The organism is Streptomyces sp. NPDC056479, from assembly GCF_042795335.1.
In the GTDB taxonomy this organism is placed as follows: Bacteria; Actinomycetota; Actinomycetes; order Streptomycetales; family Streptomycetaceae; genus Streptomyces.
In genome coordinates, this window is record NZ_JBHTRZ010000001.1 from 550,095 (window position 1) to 565,469 (window position 15,375).

At 70.7% G+C, this 15,375-nt stretch carries 14 protein-coding genes; 10 read left to right on the forward strand and 4 right to left on the reverse strand.

The genetic code is table 11. The features are described 5' to 3' along the window. Positions 1-76: 76 nt before the first annotated feature. The 3 genes from ACFQ6S_RS02425 to ACFQ6S_RS02435 all read right to left on the reverse strand — a co-directional run bounded on the left by ACFQ6S_RS02425 (position 77) and on the right by ACFQ6S_RS02435 (position 2,195). Positions 77-580 carry a hypothetical protein gene (locus ACFQ6S_RS02425; RefSeq protein ID WP_383402249.1) on the reverse strand — a complete coding sequence of 168 codons (504 nt, stop codon included), beginning with the start codon at positions 578-580 and terminating at the stop codon, positions 77-79. A 205-nt stretch (positions 581-785) separates the two neighbouring features. Continuing rightward, a complete protein-coding gene (locus tag ACFQ6S_RS02430; protein WP_383402251.1) occupies positions 786-1,550 on the reverse strand; it encodes a hypothetical protein in 765 nt (254 codons plus the stop codon). Between the two features lie 15 nt (positions 1,551-1,565). Beyond that, positions 1,566-2,195 carry a hypothetical protein gene (locus tag ACFQ6S_RS02435; protein WP_383402254.1) on the reverse strand — a complete coding sequence of 210 codons (630 nt, stop codon included), beginning with the start codon at positions 2,193-2,195 and terminating at the stop codon, positions 1,566-1,568. A 318-nt stretch (positions 2,196-2,513) separates the two neighbouring features. Here ACFQ6S_RS02435 and ACFQ6S_RS02440 point away from each other — a divergent pair, with 318 nt between their 5' ends. The 6 genes from ACFQ6S_RS02440 (at position 2,514) to ACFQ6S_RS02465 (ending at position 9,914) form a co-directional block, all read left to right on the forward strand. Continuing rightward, complete coding sequence (locus ACFQ6S_RS02440; RefSeq protein WP_383402257.1) at positions 2,514-3,494, forward strand: SCO0930 family lipoprotein; 981 nt, start codon at positions 2,514-2,516, stop codon at positions 3,492-3,494. A gap of 371 nt (positions 3,495-3,865) precedes the next feature. Then, complete coding sequence (locus tag ACFQ6S_RS02445; RefSeq protein WP_383402260.1) at positions 3,866-4,678, forward strand: SAM-dependent methyltransferase; 813 nt, start codon at positions 3,866-3,868, stop codon at positions 4,676-4,678. Further along, on the forward strand, positions 4,675-6,810 hold the full coding sequence (locus ACFQ6S_RS02450; RefSeq protein ID WP_383402263.1) for a putative bifunctional diguanylate cyclase/phosphodiesterase: 2,136 nt from the start codon (positions 4,675-4,677) through the stop codon (positions 6,808-6,810). The genes ACFQ6S_RS02445 and ACFQ6S_RS02450 overlap by 4 nt, the downstream gene beginning before the upstream one ends. 126 nt (positions 6,811-6,936) lie before the next feature. Then, entirely contained in the window at positions 6,937-7,839 is a 903-nt protein-coding gene (locus ACFQ6S_RS02455) for a LysR family transcriptional regulator (RefSeq protein WP_383402266.1), read from the forward strand. A gap of 129 nt (positions 7,840-7,968) precedes the next feature. Continuing rightward, a complete protein-coding gene (locus ACFQ6S_RS02460; RefSeq protein ID WP_383402268.1) occupies positions 7,969-8,979 on the forward strand; it encodes an alcohol dehydrogenase catalytic domain-containing protein in 1,011 nt (336 codons plus the stop codon). Positions 8,980-9,023: 44 nt separating this feature from the next. Further along, positions 9,024-9,914: an SDR family oxidoreductase gene (locus ACFQ6S_RS02465; protein ID WP_383402271.1), complete on the forward strand. Its 891-nt coding sequence runs from the start codon at positions 9,024-9,026 to the stop codon at positions 9,912-9,914. Between the two features lie 3 nt (positions 9,915-9,917). Here ACFQ6S_RS02465 and ACFQ6S_RS02470 read toward each other — a convergent pair whose 3' ends face one another. Further along, on the reverse strand, positions 9,918-10,802 hold the full coding sequence (locus tag ACFQ6S_RS02470; RefSeq protein ID WP_383402274.1) for a LysR family transcriptional regulator: 885 nt from the start codon (positions 10,800-10,802) through the stop codon (positions 9,918-9,920). 119 nt (positions 10,803-10,921) lie between these two features. Between ACFQ6S_RS02470 and ACFQ6S_RS02475 the strand changes: the two genes are divergently transcribed. From ACFQ6S_RS02475 to ACFQ6S_RS02490, 4 genes are all read left to right on the forward strand, one after another. After that, positions 10,922-11,593: a succinate dehydrogenase gene (locus tag ACFQ6S_RS02475; RefSeq protein WP_383404278.1), complete on the forward strand. Its 672-nt coding sequence runs from the start codon at positions 10,922-10,924 to the stop codon at positions 11,591-11,593. Position 11,594: 1 nt separating this feature from the next. Beyond that, positions 11,595-13,547 (forward strand): fumarate reductase/succinate dehydrogenase flavoprotein subunit, encoded by a 1,953-nt coding sequence (locus ACFQ6S_RS02480; RefSeq protein WP_383402277.1) that lies wholly within the window; start codon positions 11,595-11,597, stop codon positions 13,545-13,547. Next, the gene (locus tag ACFQ6S_RS02485; protein WP_383402279.1) at positions 13,544-14,290 is read left to right on the forward strand and encodes a succinate dehydrogenase/fumarate reductase iron-sulfur subunit; all 747 of its coding nucleotides are present in this window, start codon (positions 13,544-13,546) and stop codon (positions 14,288-14,290) included. The genes ACFQ6S_RS02480 and ACFQ6S_RS02485 overlap by 4 nt, the downstream gene beginning before the upstream one ends. 301 nt (positions 14,291-14,591) lie before the next feature. Beyond that, positions 14,592-15,362: a GNAT family N-acetyltransferase gene (locus tag ACFQ6S_RS02490; protein ID WP_383402282.1), complete on the forward strand. Its 771-nt coding sequence runs from the start codon at positions 14,592-14,594 to the stop codon at positions 15,360-15,362. Positions 15,363-15,375: the final 13 nt, after the last annotated feature.

The following is a 15,375-nucleotide window of genomic DNA, read 5'->3' on the forward strand; positions in this document are numbered from 1 at the left end:
AGGCCTTTGCCCCGGCCCCCTGGTGGGGGGATCCGGGGCGAAGGCCCGATGCGGGGAGCGCGACTGAGGGCAGGCGTCAGGCGTCGTCCTCGTCGGTGCTGCGCCGGGAGAGGTGGTACGCCGTCCCGAGCGCGGCCGTGATGAGCGCGGCCCCCAGTCCGATCTGCTTGAGGTCCAGCCCGGCGAGGGTGCCGCCCTCGCCCGCCTGCACACCGCGCTGCGGGTGATCGGGACGGTCCGGCCGGCCGCCGGCGATGGTGAGGTCGACGCTCTGCCAGAAGGTGCCGCAGTAGAACGACACCTCGTACACGGCACCCGGCCTGGCGTCCCGGTCGACCGTGGCCCAGGCCGTCGTCCGCCCCCGGTGGATGGTCACCGTGTCGAAGACCCCCGAGGACACGGTCACGCTCTGCTCGCAGCCCGTCGCGCGCAGCCTGACCTGCCCGCCGCGCTCGACGGTGGTGGGCCGGACGCCGGCCCAGAAGCCGGAGTCGTCGTCCTGCGCCAGGGCGGCGGGGGCGGTCATGGCGAGGGCGCTCACGCCCAGCAGTGCGGCAGAGGCGACGCGTATCGCGTGCATGGTGTGTCCTCCGGTCCCCGAGGTGCAGTCGCGGACCCTTTCCGCTTGCGCCAGAAATGCCCCTCGGTGACCGAAACGCTAGGAAGGTGCGTACATCCGCGCGATCGGTGTCGTACGAATGGGGGAAACCCCTTGGGCCGCTCAGGGGGCGGCGGCGTGTCTGGTGCCGTCACCAACGGTCGCCGCCGCCCCGAATGAGGGCCTGTCAGTCCCCGCTGCCCGGGAAGAGCGCGAGGAAGGGCTCCGCCGACGCCGTCACACCGCGACTGTAGGGATCGTCGAAGTCCCAGATGAGGAAGAGCAGGAAGGCGATCAGCGCCGAGAACAGCCCGGCGAGGATCAGCTCGCGGGCCGTGCGCCGGATCTGGAGGGCGAACACCATCCCGATGGTGACGACACCACCGGCGAGGAGTCCGAACCACACCACGCCCGGCATGGTGTCGCCGGTCGAGTTCGCGCGTGCGTTGCGGGCCTGGTCCGCCGCGGTCACCTGGTCGAGGAGCGGCTGGTATGCCTGCGCCTCGAAGTCCGACCTGGGTTCGTAGTCGGTGACGTCCTCGCGGACGCGCTGGAGGAGCTCGGTGCCGCGGTCGGTGACGTCGCCGTGCTCCGTCATGTACTTCCACTCCTTGGTGACGACGTGTCCGACATAGGCGTTGACATCGCCCCGAATGCGGTCGCGGACATCGGCCGGATAGACCCGGACCCGCTCCGAGACCTCGTGCAGCGCCACGGCCTCCGCCTGGACGTGGTCCTGAGCGGCGCTGCGCGCCTCCCACACGCCCGCGATGGCAAGGCCCAGCACGATGGCGTACACCACCCCGATCCACATCGTCATGTACTCGATGACGTCCGGGGTCTCGCTGGGATCCTCGTCATCAGGGGCTGTGCGGTGCCGTACGAGGGTGATGACGACCACCACGGCGCAGGCGGCCAGCATCGCGAGGGTGAGAACAAGCCATTCCGGCAAGAGGGGCCTCCAGGGTCAGCGCGGACGCAGTGCGGCGACGGCGGCGATGGCGGGCACCGCGATGAGCAGGACGAAGGTGAGGGGTGACTGGGCGCCGTCGTGCGCGGCCCGCTTGTGCGGGGTGGCGTGGTACGGCGGGTAGTGCACCGGGGTCGCGGACGGACTCGGGGTGGGCTTGGCGGACGGCGTCGGTGTGGGCGTCGGCGAGGGGGTCGGCCGCGGGCGCGGCGGCGCGGGCTGGGGTGCCGGCTTCGCCGGTGGCGGCGGTGGCGGCGGGGGAGGCGGCGGCTCCGGTTTCGGGGTGGGCGTGGGTGTGGGCGGTGGCGGTGTGGGCTTCGGTGTCGTCTTCGGCGGCGGCGAGGGCGTGGGTGTGGGCGTCGGCGTCGGGGTGGGCGTAGGAGTCGGCGTCGGGCACTGCGGGGGAGTCGGCCAGGTGAAGGGGCCGGTCACCGCGACCGCCTGTGCGCCGCCGGGGCCGGTGTCGGCGACCGCGACCGCCGGTGCTCCGTCCGGCCCGGTGCCGACGTACGCGCAGGACGTGGCCACGGCCGCCCCGGACGGTGCCGACACCAGGAGCCAGGTCAGGGTGACCACCGTCAACACCCTTGCGGTGAGGGTGGATTGGGTCGGTTCGAGTGCATGCACGACGAAGATCTTGCGGCCACCGCGCGCCCCGGCGTGCCGGAGAACGGGTGGAATGCCCCGAACGGGCGACGGATGACCCTCGATAGGTTTGATCAGGGGGTGCGGCCGTAACCGCAGGGGTGCACGCGCGTGCGAAGGGATGCGGGCGGAGTCGGCGCGGTGGTGCGGTCGTTCACAGCCGTGACGCGGGTGCCGTCACAGGTTCCGGAAAGAAATTTGTGCCGCGATTGAACACGCCAGTGCCTCCCGTGCGTACCTCTTGTCGTGCGGCGGCGCAGCAGGGCGCTGCAACACCCTTGTGAGTATGGGGAGTTGACGATGAAGACCTCGTGGCGGAGCGCCTCGCTCGTGGTGAGCGCCGTGGCGGTGGCGGCGCTGACGACGGCATGCGGCTCGGAGACCGCCCCGCCGGCGAGCAGCCAGAACGTGGGTGCCACAGCCGCGACCGGCGGCTACGGCAGCGGCACCGGCCTCGGATCCGGTTACGACGCGGGTGCGGCGGGCCAGGAGAGCGCCGCCACCCAGGCCGCGTCGGCCGGTGAACTGACCGTGGCCACCAACGCGGAACTCGGCGAGTTGCTGACCGACAGCGACGGAATGACCCTCTACCGCTTCGACAAGGACGTCGCCGAGCCGCCCAAGTCGAACTGTGACGGCGACTGCGCCACGAAGTGGCCGCCGGTCCCCGCGGACGACGCTACGGCCGGTGTGGGCATCGACAAGAACAAGCTCGGCTCGGTCACCCGCACCGACGGCACCAAGCAGCTGACGATCGACGGCTGGCCGGCGTACCGGTACGCGAAGGACACCAAGGCCGGTGACGTCAACGGCCAGGGTGTGGGCGGCACTTGGTACGCACTCGCCCCCACGGGCAAGAAGGCGCAGGGCGAGGGCGGGGCCGAGGCGGCCGATCTGCCGGGTCTGTCCACGCGCCAGGACGCCAAGCTCGGCGAGATCGTCATCGACAAGAACGGCCACACGGTCTACCGCTTCATGAAGGACTCGCCCTGGCCGATGAAGACGGCGTGCACCGGCGAGTGCCTGGAGAAGTGGCCGGTCATCGAGCCGGTCGACGCCGAGGACACCGAGGGCATCGATCTGAAGGGGTCCGGTCCCCGGGGTCAGGGCTACGTGGTCTTCGACCGGCCCGACGGGATCAAGCAGCAGACCATCGACTGTGTGCCGATCTACACCTTCGCCGGTGACAAGAAGCCCGGCGACACCAACGGTCAGGGCGTCGGCGGCACTTGGTTCGCCATCCGTCCCGACGGCAAGCCGGTCGGCGCGTCGGAGCAGTAGAGATCACACCTCCCCAGGGTTGATCGCCTCACCCAGCCGAGCAGGACACGGAAGGGAGGGATGACGACAGCGAGAGTGCCGGACGAACGGACGGCGCGCCGACTCACCGGTCCGCCCCCTGAAGCTTCATGCGCAGGGGGCGGACCGGTTTGCGTGCGTTCAGCGCGGTTCATCGCCCTCTTTCACCATGGTTCGGGTCTCTGTGGAATGCTTCGGATACTTTTCGTAGAGGGTACGAGGGGCGTCAATTCGGCACGTGCCACTGGCAGTGACCGGGAACGGATGGTCAATTTCCGTTTCCGCTCGCTCCTTTGGCGGGCGATCAGTAGCCTCAGCTCGAACACCGGATCGCCTACGCCTTGGAGAGATAGATGGAGCGTCCCGCCTGGGCCCCACGGAGCATCGACATCTCGGTGCCCAGCGTCTCGCGGATCTACGACTACTACCTGGGCGGTTCGCACAACTTCGAGGTCGACCGGGAAGCGGCCCGCAAGGCGATGGACTTCATGCCGGGACTCCCCAAGATCATGCAGGCCAACCGGGCGTTCATGCGCAGGGCGGTGCGCTTCGCCGTCGACCAGGGCATCACCCAGTTCCTGGACATCGGCTCCGGCATCCCGACGTTCGGCAACGTCCACGAGGTGGCCCAGGCGGCAAGTCCCGGCGCACACGTGGTGTACGTCGACCACGACCCGGTCGCCGTCGCGCACAGCCAGGCGGTCCTGGCGGGCCACGACACCACGGACGTCGTCGCCGCGGACCTGCGCAAGCCCCAGGAGATCCTGACCAGTTCCGAGGTCGAGCGCCTGATCGACCTGAACCGGCCAGTGGCGCTGCTCCTCGTTGCCATACTGCACTTCGTGGAGGACGAGGACGAACCCTACGAGGCGGTGGCCCAGCTGCGCGACGCGCTCGCGCCCGGCAGCCTGCTGGTGCTCACGCATGCCTCGTACGAGGGAATCCCGCTGCCCGAGGAGCGGGCCAAGGGCACGGTCGACGTTTACAAGGACATTCGCAACCCGCTGATCATGCGCTCGCGCGACGAGATCGCGCGGTTCTTCAAGGGGTACGACATGGTGGAACCCGGACTGGTGCCGATGCCGCACTGGCGGTCCGACACCGCACCGGAGGACGAGGATCCGTGGGCCTTCTCCGGGTTCGCCGGCGTGGGACGTACGGCGTGAAGGCGGGGCCGGACGGGCCGGAGGACAGACTGCGCCGGTTCGCGACGATCTGGAGCCGGGCGGTCTTCCCGGTGACCTCGACGTCGTCGACCCGGCCGGAGCTCGAAGACCAACTGATGCCGCTGGCCCGGCGGTTGAGCGAGGCGCTCAGGGCCAGGACGTTCGACGCGGAGCAGGGCAGGGCGGTGGGCACCGCGCTCGTCGCCGCGCACTGCACCGACCCCGAGGCGCTCAGCCGTTCGCTGGACTGCGTCGACGCCTACCTGGTGCTCTACTGCGGCGCCGATGGCGACCAGGAGGACCTGCGGGCCCGCTCGTCGCGGCTCCAGCACGCCATGGCCGCCGGGTTCGCCCAGGCGCTGCGCGAGCGGACGCTGGCCGAGCAGGAGTCGATCTCCGCGGCCGCCCTCAAGGCACAGGGCGTGGTGGCGCAGGCGCTGCACGCCACCGAGGCCCGCTTCCGCGCGGTGTTCGAGGGCGCGGCGATAGGAATCGGGATCGCCGACCTGGAGGGCCACATACTGCAGGTCAACGGCGCCCTCCTCCGCATGTTCGGCGTCTCCGAACAGGCCGTCCGCAGCCGCAACGTCAAGGAGTGGACCCACCCCGAGGACGCGCCGCAGACCTGGACGCTCTACGACGAACTCGTCCGCGGCGAGCGCGAGCACTACCACGTCGAAAAGGCCTTCTACCGCCCCGACGGAACGGTCCTGTGGACCAACCTCACGGTCTCCCTGCTGCGCGACGCCGACGGCCAACCGCAGTACCAGCTGGCCCTGATGGAGGACACCACCGAGCGGCGGCTGCTCAACCTGAGGCTGCGCTACGAGGCCACGCACGACGCGCTCACCGGACTGCCGAACCGCACCTTCTTCTTCGAGCGCCTGGAGAAGGCACTGGGCGCCGGCGAAGGGCAGCGGTTCGGGCTGTGCTACCTCGACCTGGACGGCTTCAAGACCGTCAACGACAGCCTCGGCCACGCGGCCGGCGACCGGCTGCTCGTCGAGGTCGCCGACCGTCTGCAGTCCTGCACCACCGCGCCGGGCGAGATGGTCGCGCGGCTCGGCGGCGACGAGTTCGTGGCGCTGACCACCGGCCCCGACACCGAGCGCGAGGTCGACGAGCTCGCCGCCCGGATCATGAACGCGCTGATCGCCCCGATCAGCGTCGACGGCCGGGAACTGACCGTGCGCGGCAGCATCGGCATCGTCGAGGGCCCGGCCGGGGAACGCGGGCCGGCGGAGGTGCTGCGCAGCGCGGACATCACCATGTACCGGGCCAAGTCGGCGGGCGGCAACCGTTTCGAGCTGGCCGACCCGGAGGCCGACGCCCGCGCCATCACCCGGCACGGCCTGACCACGGCGCTGCCGACGGCGCTGGACCGGGGCGAGTTCTTCATCGAGTACCAGCCGCTGGTCCATCTCGGCGACGGCAGCGTGCGCGGTGCGGAGGCCCTGGTGCGCTGGTTGCATCCGCAACACGGCGTGCTCGGCCCGGACCGGTTCATTCCGCTGGCCGAGCACACCGGGCTCATCGTGCCGCTCGGCCGCTGGGTGCTGGAGCAGTCGGTGTGTCAGGCCCGCGCCTGGCGAGAAGCCCACGACGACGCCGGGCCCTTCCGCATCAACGTCAACCTCTCGCCGTGCCAGCTCACCCACCCCGGGCTGGTGCAGGACACGGTGGACATCCTGGAGCGCGCGGGCATGGCACCCGACGCCCTCTGCCTGGAGGTCACCGAGTCGGCCCTGATCGGCGCCGACGACGCCCTGCTCAAGCCCCTGCGCCGGCTCGCCGAGATGGGTGTCGACATCGCCCTGGACGACTTCGGCACCGGCTACTCCAACCTCGCGAATCTGCGCCGGCTGCCGGTGAGCATCCTCAAGCTGGACCGCTCCTTCACCCAGAGCATGCAGCGGTTCCCTGCCGACCCCGTCGACCTCAAGATCGTCGAGGGGATCGTCTCCCTGGCCCACGGCCTGAACCTCTCGGTGACGGTGGAGGGCGTGGAGACCGGCGCACAGGCCGAGCAGCTGCGGATACTGGGCTGCGACACCGCCCAGGGCTGGTACTACGCCCGCCCGGGCCCACCGGAGCGACTGCACGAGCTTGCGCTGGTGGACGCGACGGGCTGACAGCGAGGGCGGTACGGGACGGCGGGTGATCTTCTTCCGGGTCCCGTACGGCCGGTCGTATAGCGTGAATTCCGCCGACGGCGGCACGGCAAGGCCGAGCCGGTCGGCGGAAAGGCGGGAGCGGTCATGCCCGAGCGTCCGGTCGATCTGGATCTGCGCAAGCTGCGTTACTTCGTCGCCGTGGCCGAGCGCCGGCACTTCGGGCAGGCGGCCATCGCGCTGCATGTCACCCAGCCGGCGTTGTCCCGGCAGGTGCGGCAGCTGGAGCACGAGCTGCGGGTCGAGCTGTTCACCCGCAGCACGCGCGAGGTCGCGCTCACCCCGGCGGGCGAACAGTTCCTGCGCGATGCCAAGTCACTGCTGGCCGCAGCGGAGACCGCCCAGGAGCGGGCCCGTCGGATCAGCGCCGGGGACAACGCACTCGTCGTCGGGTTCATGCTCGGCACGGACGTCGGCCTCGCGCTGAACGCGTTCTCCGCGCGGTTCCCCCGAGTCTCCATCGAACTGGTCCGCCTGCGCTGGTGGAGCCAGGCGCGCGCCCTGCTGGACGGCAGCGTCGACGTCGGGTTCGTGAGGCCGCCGCTGGAGGCCGAAGGGGTGGACCTCCTGCCCCTCTACCCCGAGCACATCGCCGCCGTCCTGCCCGTCGATCATCCCAGGGCACACGACGCCAAGGTCGCCCTCGGCGTCCTCACCGACGAACCCGTCCTGGAGTACGCGGAGGCGCCCGAGGCCTGGTCGGCCGTCTGGAACGCCGATCCGCGCCCGGACGGCACCCGGCCCGGCCACGGTCCCGCCTTCCACGACATGGAGGAACTCCTCGGCTATGTCCGGGGCGGGCGCGGCATCGCCTTCGTGCCGAGCTCCGTAGCGGCCGCGTTCCCCCGGTCCGACATCGCCTACGTGCCGGTCGCCGACGTACCGCCGGGACAGGTGTCCCTGGCCTGGAACGGCGCGCGCCCCTCGCACCTGGTGACCGGCTTCGTCGAGACGGTGCAGGCCGCCGCGCGGGCGCGTGGCACGACGTAGACCTGCGTCGATGCCGTCCGGGCATCAATCGGACCGCAACCGGCATTGGACGGCGTCTCAGCGGGCTCGGAGACTCGGAAGGGCCAGGAACTCACCGGAGTCCTTCCCCGACCCCCCTTGGAGCCCGCGATGCGTGCTGCTGTCGCCACCGGACCGAACCTCCCGCTCGCGCTCGACAGTCTCGATGTTCCCCAGCCCGCCGCCGGTGAGGTCCTCGTCAAGGTCACCGCCTGCGGAGTCTGCTTCTCGGACCTGAACCTGCTGCGCGGCCACTACCCCTTCGCCCGCTACCCCGTCGTCCCCGGCCACGAGATCACCGGTGTGGTGACCGCCGTCGGTGAGGGTGTGACCTTCCCGGAGGTCGGTACGGTGGTGGGCGCCCAGTTCCTGTACGACTCCTGCGGGCACTGCGACTACTGCGTGCGCGGCGACCAGATCCTGTGTCCCCGCAAGCGGATCACCGGCGTCGTCGCCGACGGCGGCTATGCCGAGTACGCCCTGTTCAAGGCCGGCTTCGTCACCCCGCTGCCGGATGGCCTCGACCCCGTGGCCGCGGCGCCGCTGATGTGCGCGGGCCTCACCGCCTTCAACGGTCTGCGGCAGGGCGGCGTGCGGGCCGGTTCCCGGGTCGCCGTCGTGGGCCTGGGCGGCGTGGGCGTCCTTGCCGCGCGCTACGCCGTCGCCATGGGCGCCCGCCTCGCCGTGGTGGGCCGCTCCCGGCGCGGCGAGGACCAGGCCAAGGCCCTGGGCGCCGAACTGTTCGTCGCCACCGACGAGTCCGACCCGGCCGACGCCCTCAAGGGGTGGGACGGCGGCGCGGACCTGGTGCTGAACGCCGCCCCGTCCTCCGCCGCGGCCGCCGCCACCCTGGGCGGTCTCGCCCCCGACGGCACCCTCCTGCTCCTCGGCTACGGCAGCGAGCCGCTCACGCTGCCCACCCCGCCCATGATCCTCAACCGCCTGCACGTGGTCGCCTCCCCCTCCGGCTCGCCCCACGACCTGCGCGACACCCTCGCCTTCTCCGCGGCCCACGGGATCCTGCCCGAGGTCACGCCGATCGCCCTGGAGCAGGCGCAGGGCGCCCTCGACGCCATGGCCGACGGATCCGCCCACGGCCGCAGCGTGATCACCTTCGCCTGACCGACCGCCGGACCACCGCCCGACCGTCCACAAGGAGCTTCGCCATGCCCTACGTCGTCCTCGTCACCGGTGCCTCCAGCGGTTTCGGTGCCCTGACCGCCCGTGCCCTCGCCGACGCCGGACACGCCGTCTACGCCGGCATACGGCAGACCACCGGCCGCAACGCCCCGGCCGTAGCCGACGCCCGGTCCTACGCCGACGAGCACGACGTGGCGCTGCGCACCGTCGAACTCGACGTCTCCGCCCAGGAGTCCGTGGACGCCGGGGTCGCGCAGATCGTGGCCGAGGCGGGGCGGATCGACGTCGTCGTCCACAACGCCGGGCACATGGTGCTCGGACCGACCGAGTCGTTCACGCCCGAGCAGATCGCCGAGATCTACGACACCAACGTGCTGTCCACCCAGCGCGTCAACCGGGCCGTACTGCCGGGGATGCGGGACCGCCGCGACGGTCTGCTGCTGTGGGTGGGCTCCTCCAGCACCTACGGCGGCACCCCGCCCTACCTCGGCCCCTATTTCGGCGCGAAGGCCGCGATGGACCACCTGGCCAAGAGCTACTCGGTCGAGCTGAGCCGCTTCGGCATCGACACGGCCATCGTGGTCCCGGGTTCCTACACCTCGGGCACCAACCACTTCGCCCACGCGATGCACCCGGCGGACACGGTCACCGCGGAGGCATACGACCTCTTCTACGCGGGTCTGATGGACGACGTCGGCAAGGCGCTGGCCGCCCTGGCACCGGCCGATGCCGACGTCCGGGAAGTCGCCCGTGCCATCGTCCGTATCGTCGACACCACCAAGGGCGAGCGTCCCTTCCGCACCACCATCGACCCGGCCGACGACGGCTCCGAGCGGGTCAGTGAGGTCGCCGACGGGGTCCGCACCGAGTTCTACGAGCGCATCGGCATGACGGACCTCCTTGCCCCGCGCACCTGACGCTCACCGCTCCAGCAGCATCCGCTGGAGCTCCCGCGCGGCCCGCGGCGGCGCCACGTCGCTGCGGTGGGCCAGCGCGATCGTGCGGTGCAGTCCGGGCCGGGCCAGCGGGGTGACCCGCAGTCCCCGGCCCGACCGCGCGGCCACCATGCGCGGCACGACCGCCAGACCCAGCCCGGCGCGCACGAACCCCAGCACGGCGTCCATCTCCCCGCCCTCCACGGCGAAGTCCGGCTCGAAGCCCTCCGCGCGGCACGCGGCGACGGTCAGCTCGCGCAGGTCGTAGCCGTGCCGGAACATCACCAGACGCTCGCCCTCCAGATCGGCGATGCGCACGGTGCGCCGTCCGCCACCGGGGCGCGCGGCCTCGGGGGAGGAGACGACCACCAGATCCTCGCGCAGCAGCTCCACCGTGTTCAGCGCCGGGGACGGGCTCGGCAGTGGCAGCACGACCAGGGCCAGGTCGAGGGCGCCGCGTGCGAGCTGCCGTACCAGATCGAGCGAGCCGCCCTCCTCGATCAGCAGCTGAATGCCGGGATAGCGGTCGTGGAAGGCGCGCAGCACGTCCGGGAGCAGGCCCGTGCACAGGCTCGGGGTGGCACCCAGCCGGACCCGGCCCCGCCGCAGCTGCATCAGTTCCTGCACCTCGTGCCGCGCGGTGTCCGCGTCGGCCAGGATGCGCCGGGCCAGCGGCAGCAGGGCCTCCCCGGCGTCGGTCAGCGTGATGTTGCCGCGGGCCCGCAGGAACAGGTCCGCGCCCAACTCCCGCTCCAGCGCCTTGATCTGCTGCGACAGCGAGGGCTGCGCGACATGCACCAGGTCGGCGGCACGGGTGAAGTGCCGGGTCTCGGCGACCGCCACGAAGTACTGGAGCTGCTGGAACTGCATACAGCCAGCATAGGGTGTGCCTATGGAAACGAGCCGGACCATGTCTTGGACCGATGAGGTGGTCCGGCTCTAGCGTCCTAGGCATGGCTCTGGCAACGCGGACGGACCGACGACCGTCCATGGCGCGCACGGTGTGGGACTCCACCGTCGGCAAGAAGACCGTGATGGCGGTCAGCGGGCTGATCATGCTGCTGTACCTGGTCGTCCACATGATCGGAAACCTGAAGATCTTCTTCGGGGCGGGCGAGTTCAACCACTACGCGCACTGGCTGCGCATCGTCGGCGAGCCGTTCATGCACTACGAGTGGACGCTCTGGCTCGTCCGGATCGTGCTGGTCGTCGCCGTCGTCGCCCACGCGGTCTCCGCGTACCAGCTCAGCCGCCGTGACATCAAGGCGCGCCCCAGCAAGTACGTGCACAAGAAGCCGCGCGCCAGCTATGCCACCCGCACGATGCGCTGGGGCGGGATCATCCTCGGCCTGTTCATCGTCTGGCACGTCCTGGACCTGACGACCGGCACCGTGCACTCCGGCGGCTTCCAGGCGGGCCACCCCTACCAGAACGTCGTGGACACCTTCTCCACCTGGTACGGCAACGTCATCTACATCGTCGCGATGCTCGCCGTCGGCCTGCACGTCCGGCACGGCTTCTGGAGCGCCGCCCAGACCCTCGGCGCCGGCAGCCGCACCCGCGACCGCGCCCTGAAGGCCACGGCCAACGTCCTCGCGCTGCTGCTCACGGTCGGGTTCATCGCCGTACCCGTGGGCGTCATGACCGGAGTGGTGAGTTGAGATGACCGCTGAATACGTGAACTACGCGACCGGCGAACCCGTCGTCGACGCCAAGGCCCCCTGTGGCCCCGTCAACGAGCGCTGGGACAAACGCCGCTTCGAGGCCAAGCTGGTCAACCCCGCGAACCGCCGCAAGCACACGGTGATCGTGGTGGGGACGGGCCTGGCCGGCGGCTCCGCCGGTGCCACCCTCGCCGAACAGGGCTACCACGTCGTCCAGTTCTGCTACCAGGACTCCCCGCGCCGCGCCCACTCCATCGCCGCGCAGGGCGGCATCAACGCGGCGAAGAACTACCGCAATGACGGCGACTCCATCCACCGCCTCTTCTACGACACCGTCAAAGGCGGCGACTTCCGGGCGCGGGAGTCCAACGTGCACCGGCTCGCGCAGATCTCGGTGGAGATCATCGACCAGTGCGTGGCCCAGGGCGTGCCCTTCGCGCGGGAGTACGGCGGTCTGCTCGACACCCGTTCCTTCGGCGGTGTGCAGGTGTCACGGACCTTCTATGCCCGCGGCCAGACGGGCCAGCAGCTCCTTCTCGGCGCCTACCAGGCCCTCAGCAGGCAGATCGCCGCGGGCAACGTCGAGATGCACCCCCGCACCGAGATGCTCGACCTGATCGTCGTCGACGGACGGGCCCGCGGCATCGTGGCCCGCGATCTCATCACCGGCCGCATCGACACGTACTTCGCCGACGCCGTCGTACTCGCCAGCGGCGGTTACGGCAACGTCTTCTACCTGTCGACGAACGCCATGAACTCCAACGCCACCGCCGTCTGGCGGGCCCACCGGCGAGGCGCCTACTTCGCCAACCCCTGCTTCACCCAGATCCACCCGACGTGCATCCCGCGCACCGGCGACCACCAGTCCAAGCTGACCCTGATGAGTGAGTCGCTGCGCAACGACGGCCGGATCTGGGTGCCGAAGGCCAAGGGCGACGACCGTCCCGCCCACCAGATCCCCGAGGACGAGCGCGACTACTACCTGGAGCGCATCTACCCGTCCTTCGGCAACCTCGTGCCCCGCGACATCGCCTCCCGCGCCGCGAAGAACGTCTGCGACGAGGGCAGGGGAGTGGGCCCCGGCGGACAGGGCGTGTACCTGGACTTCGCGGATGCGATCCAGCGCATGGGCCGTAAGGCCGTGGAGGCCAAGTACGGCAACCTCTTCGACATGTACCAGCGGATCACCGACGAGGATCCGTACGAGGTGCCGATGCGGATCTACCCGGCCGTGCATTACACGATGGGCGGGCTGTGGGTCGACTACGACCTCCAGACCACCGTCCCCGGCCTGTTCGCCATCGGAGAGGCCAACTTCTCCGACCACGGCGCGAACCGCCTCGGCGCCTCGGCCCTGATGCAGGGCCTGGCCGACGGCTACTTCGTCCTGCCGGCCACCATCAACGACTACCTCGCCCGCAACCCGCACCACGACACGGTCACCGGCGAACACCCCGTCGTCCAGGAGGTGCTGGCCGAGACCCAGGACCGGCTCAACCTGCTGCTGGCCGTGGACGGCGACCGTACGCCGGACTCCTTCCACCGTGAGCTGGGCGAGCTGATGTGGGAGTTCTGCGGGATGGCGCGCACGGACTCCGGACTGCGCAAGGCGCTGGAGCGCATCCCGCAGATCCGCGAGGAGTTCTGGCGCCGGATCAAGGTTCCGGGCACCGGCGAGGAGTTCAACCAGTCCCTGGAGAAGGCCAACCGCGTCGTCGACTACCTGGAGCTCGCCGAGCTCATGTGCCTCGACGCGCTGGACCGCAGCGAGTCCTGCGGCGGCCACTTCCGCGAGGAGTCGCAGACGCCGGACGGCGAGGCGGCCCGCAAGGACGACGAGTTCGCCTACGCGGCCGCCTGGGAGTTCACCGACACGGGCACCGCTCCCGTGCTGCACAAGGAAGACCTGGTCTTCGAGTACGTCCACCCCACCCAGCGGAGCTACGCATGAAGCTCACCCTGCGCGTCTGGCGGCAGAAGAACGCCGGCACCGAAGGCGCCATGTCCACCTACGAGGTGGACGGAATCTCCTCCGACATGTCCTTCCTGGAGATGCTCGACACCCTCAACGAGGAGCTCATCCTCAAGGGCGAGGACCCGGTCGCCTTCGACCACGACTGCCGTGAGGGCATCTGCGGTGCCTGCTCGCTCGTGATCAACGGCGACGCGCACGGGCCCGAGCGGACGACCACCTGCCAGCTGCACATGCGGTCCTTCAAGGACGGCGACACGATCGACATCGAGCCGTGGCGGGCGTCGGCCTTCCCGGTGATCAAGGATCTGGTCGTCGATCGTTCGGCGCTCGACCGGATCATCCAGGCCGGCGGATACATCACCGCGCCGACGGGGTCCGCGCCGGAGGCGCATGCGACGCCGGTACCGAAACCGGACGCCGACCTCGCCTTCGAGCACGCCGAGTGCATCGGATGCGGGGCCTGCGTGGCGGCCTGTCCCAACGGGGCGGCGATGCTGTTCACTTCCGCCAAGATCAACCATCTGAACGTGCTGCCGCAAGGGGCGCCCGAGCGCGAGACCCGGGTCCTGGACATGGTGGCACAGATGGACGAGGAGGGCTTCGGAGGGTGCACGCTCACGGGCGAGTGCGCCACCGCCTGCCCCAAGGGAATCCCGCTGATGTCCATCACCGGAATGAACAAGGAGTGGCTGCGGGCCGCGCGCAAGGTGAAACGATAGGACGGGTCACCCAACAGACGTTCGCCGAAAGGTGCGGACGGGCGGGGTCGGGAGTGGTGCTCCCCGGCCCCGTCTCGCGCTTTTTCGGTCGCCAGGTGAACAGCACCGGACCGCCCGGCTGACCGGTCGGGCACCGGAATGTGGACGACCGGTACCGGTTCGCGCCGTTCAACATCCGCACATCCACTCTCCTGGCACAGGTCACGCGTAGGCCAACCGGCATAGGAAGAACAGGGGCGGCACACCGCACCGCTCGCAAGCCCCCCGCTCGCCGTCCCCGGCCCGTGACCAGGAGTAAGCCATGACCGGCGTACTGACCGTCGACCGTCCCCCGCAGCCCACGGCACCCACCCGTTACACCGTGGGCCTCGCTCGCAACGAGGAGGACGTGCGCGCCGCCCAGCGGCTGCGGCACGACGTCTTCGCCGGCGAGATGGGGGCCCTGCTGTCCACCCCGCAGCCGGGTCACGACATCGACGCCTTCGACGCGTACTGCGACCACCTGCTCGTCCGGGAAGAGGTGTCCGGGCAGGTCGTCGGCACCTACCGACTGCTGCCGCCGGAGCGCGCCGCGGTCGCGGGCCGGCTGTACTCGGAGGGCGAGTTCGACCTCAGCAACATCGACTCCCTGCGCCCCAACCTGGTCGAGGTCGGCCGCTCCTGCGTCCACCCCGACCACCGCGACGGCGCCGTGATCAGCCTCATCTGGGCCGGCATCGCCCGCTACATGGTCGACCGCGGCCACGAGTGGCTGGCCGGCTGCTGCTCGATCCCGCTGGCGGACGGCGGCTCCCTCGCCGCCGCGACCTGGGACCGGGTGCAGGCCAAGCACCTGGCCCCGGAGGAGTACCGGGTACGTCCGCTGCGCCCCTGGCAGCCGACCGCCCCCGCCCCCGCCACGCGTACCGAGCTGCCCGCCCTGCTGCGCGGCTACCTCCGCCTCGGCGCCTTCGTGTGCGGTGAGCCCGCGCACGACCCGGAGTTCGGGGTCGCCGACCTGTACGTGCTGCTGTCGATGCGCCGGGTCAACTCGCGCTATCTGCGGCACTTCCTCTCCCTCGTCCCGGCGTGACGGACGGGGCGGC

Bases quoted from the DNA above. Each gene is read 5' to 3' on its own strand.
- ACFQ6S_RS02475 (WP_383404278.1), top strand. From the start codon at position 10,922: ATGGCGCGCACGGTGTGGGACTCCACCGTCGGCAAGAAGACCGTGATG.
- ACFQ6S_RS02460 (WP_383402268.1), top strand. From the start codon at position 7,969: ATGCGTGCTGCTGTCGCCACCGGACCGAACCTCCCGCTCGCGCTCGAC.
- ACFQ6S_RS02465 (WP_383402271.1), top strand. From the start codon at position 9,024: ATGCCCTACGTCGTCCTCGTCACCGGTGCCTCCAGCGGTTTCGGTGCC.
- ACFQ6S_RS02425 (WP_383402249.1), bottom strand. From the start codon at position 580: ATGCACGCGATACGCGTCGCCTCTGCCGCACTGCTGGGCGTGAGCGCC.
- ACFQ6S_RS02490 (WP_383402282.1), top strand. From the start codon at position 14,592: ATGACCGGCGTACTGACCGTCGACCGTCCCCCGCAGCCCACGGCACCC.
- ACFQ6S_RS02480 (WP_383402277.1), top strand. From the start codon at position 11,595: ATGACCGCTGAATACGTGAACTACGCGACCGGCGAACCCGTCGTCGAC.
- ACFQ6S_RS02485 (WP_383402279.1), top strand. From the start codon at position 13,544: ATGAAGCTCACCCTGCGCGTCTGGCGGCAGAAGAACGCCGGCACCGAA.
- ACFQ6S_RS02440 (WP_383402257.1), top strand. From the start codon at position 2,514: ATGAAGACCTCGTGGCGGAGCGCCTCGCTCGTGGTGAGCGCCGTGGCG.
- ACFQ6S_RS02445 (WP_383402260.1), top strand. From the start codon at position 3,866: ATGGAGCGTCCCGCCTGGGCCCCACGGAGCATCGACATCTCGGTGCCC.
- ACFQ6S_RS02470 (WP_383402274.1), bottom strand. From the start codon at position 10,802: ATGCAGTTCCAGCAGCTCCAGTACTTCGTGGCGGTCGCCGAGACCCGG.
- ACFQ6S_RS02455 (WP_383402266.1), top strand. From the start codon at position 6,937: ATGCCCGAGCGTCCGGTCGATCTGGATCTGCGCAAGCTGCGTTACTTC.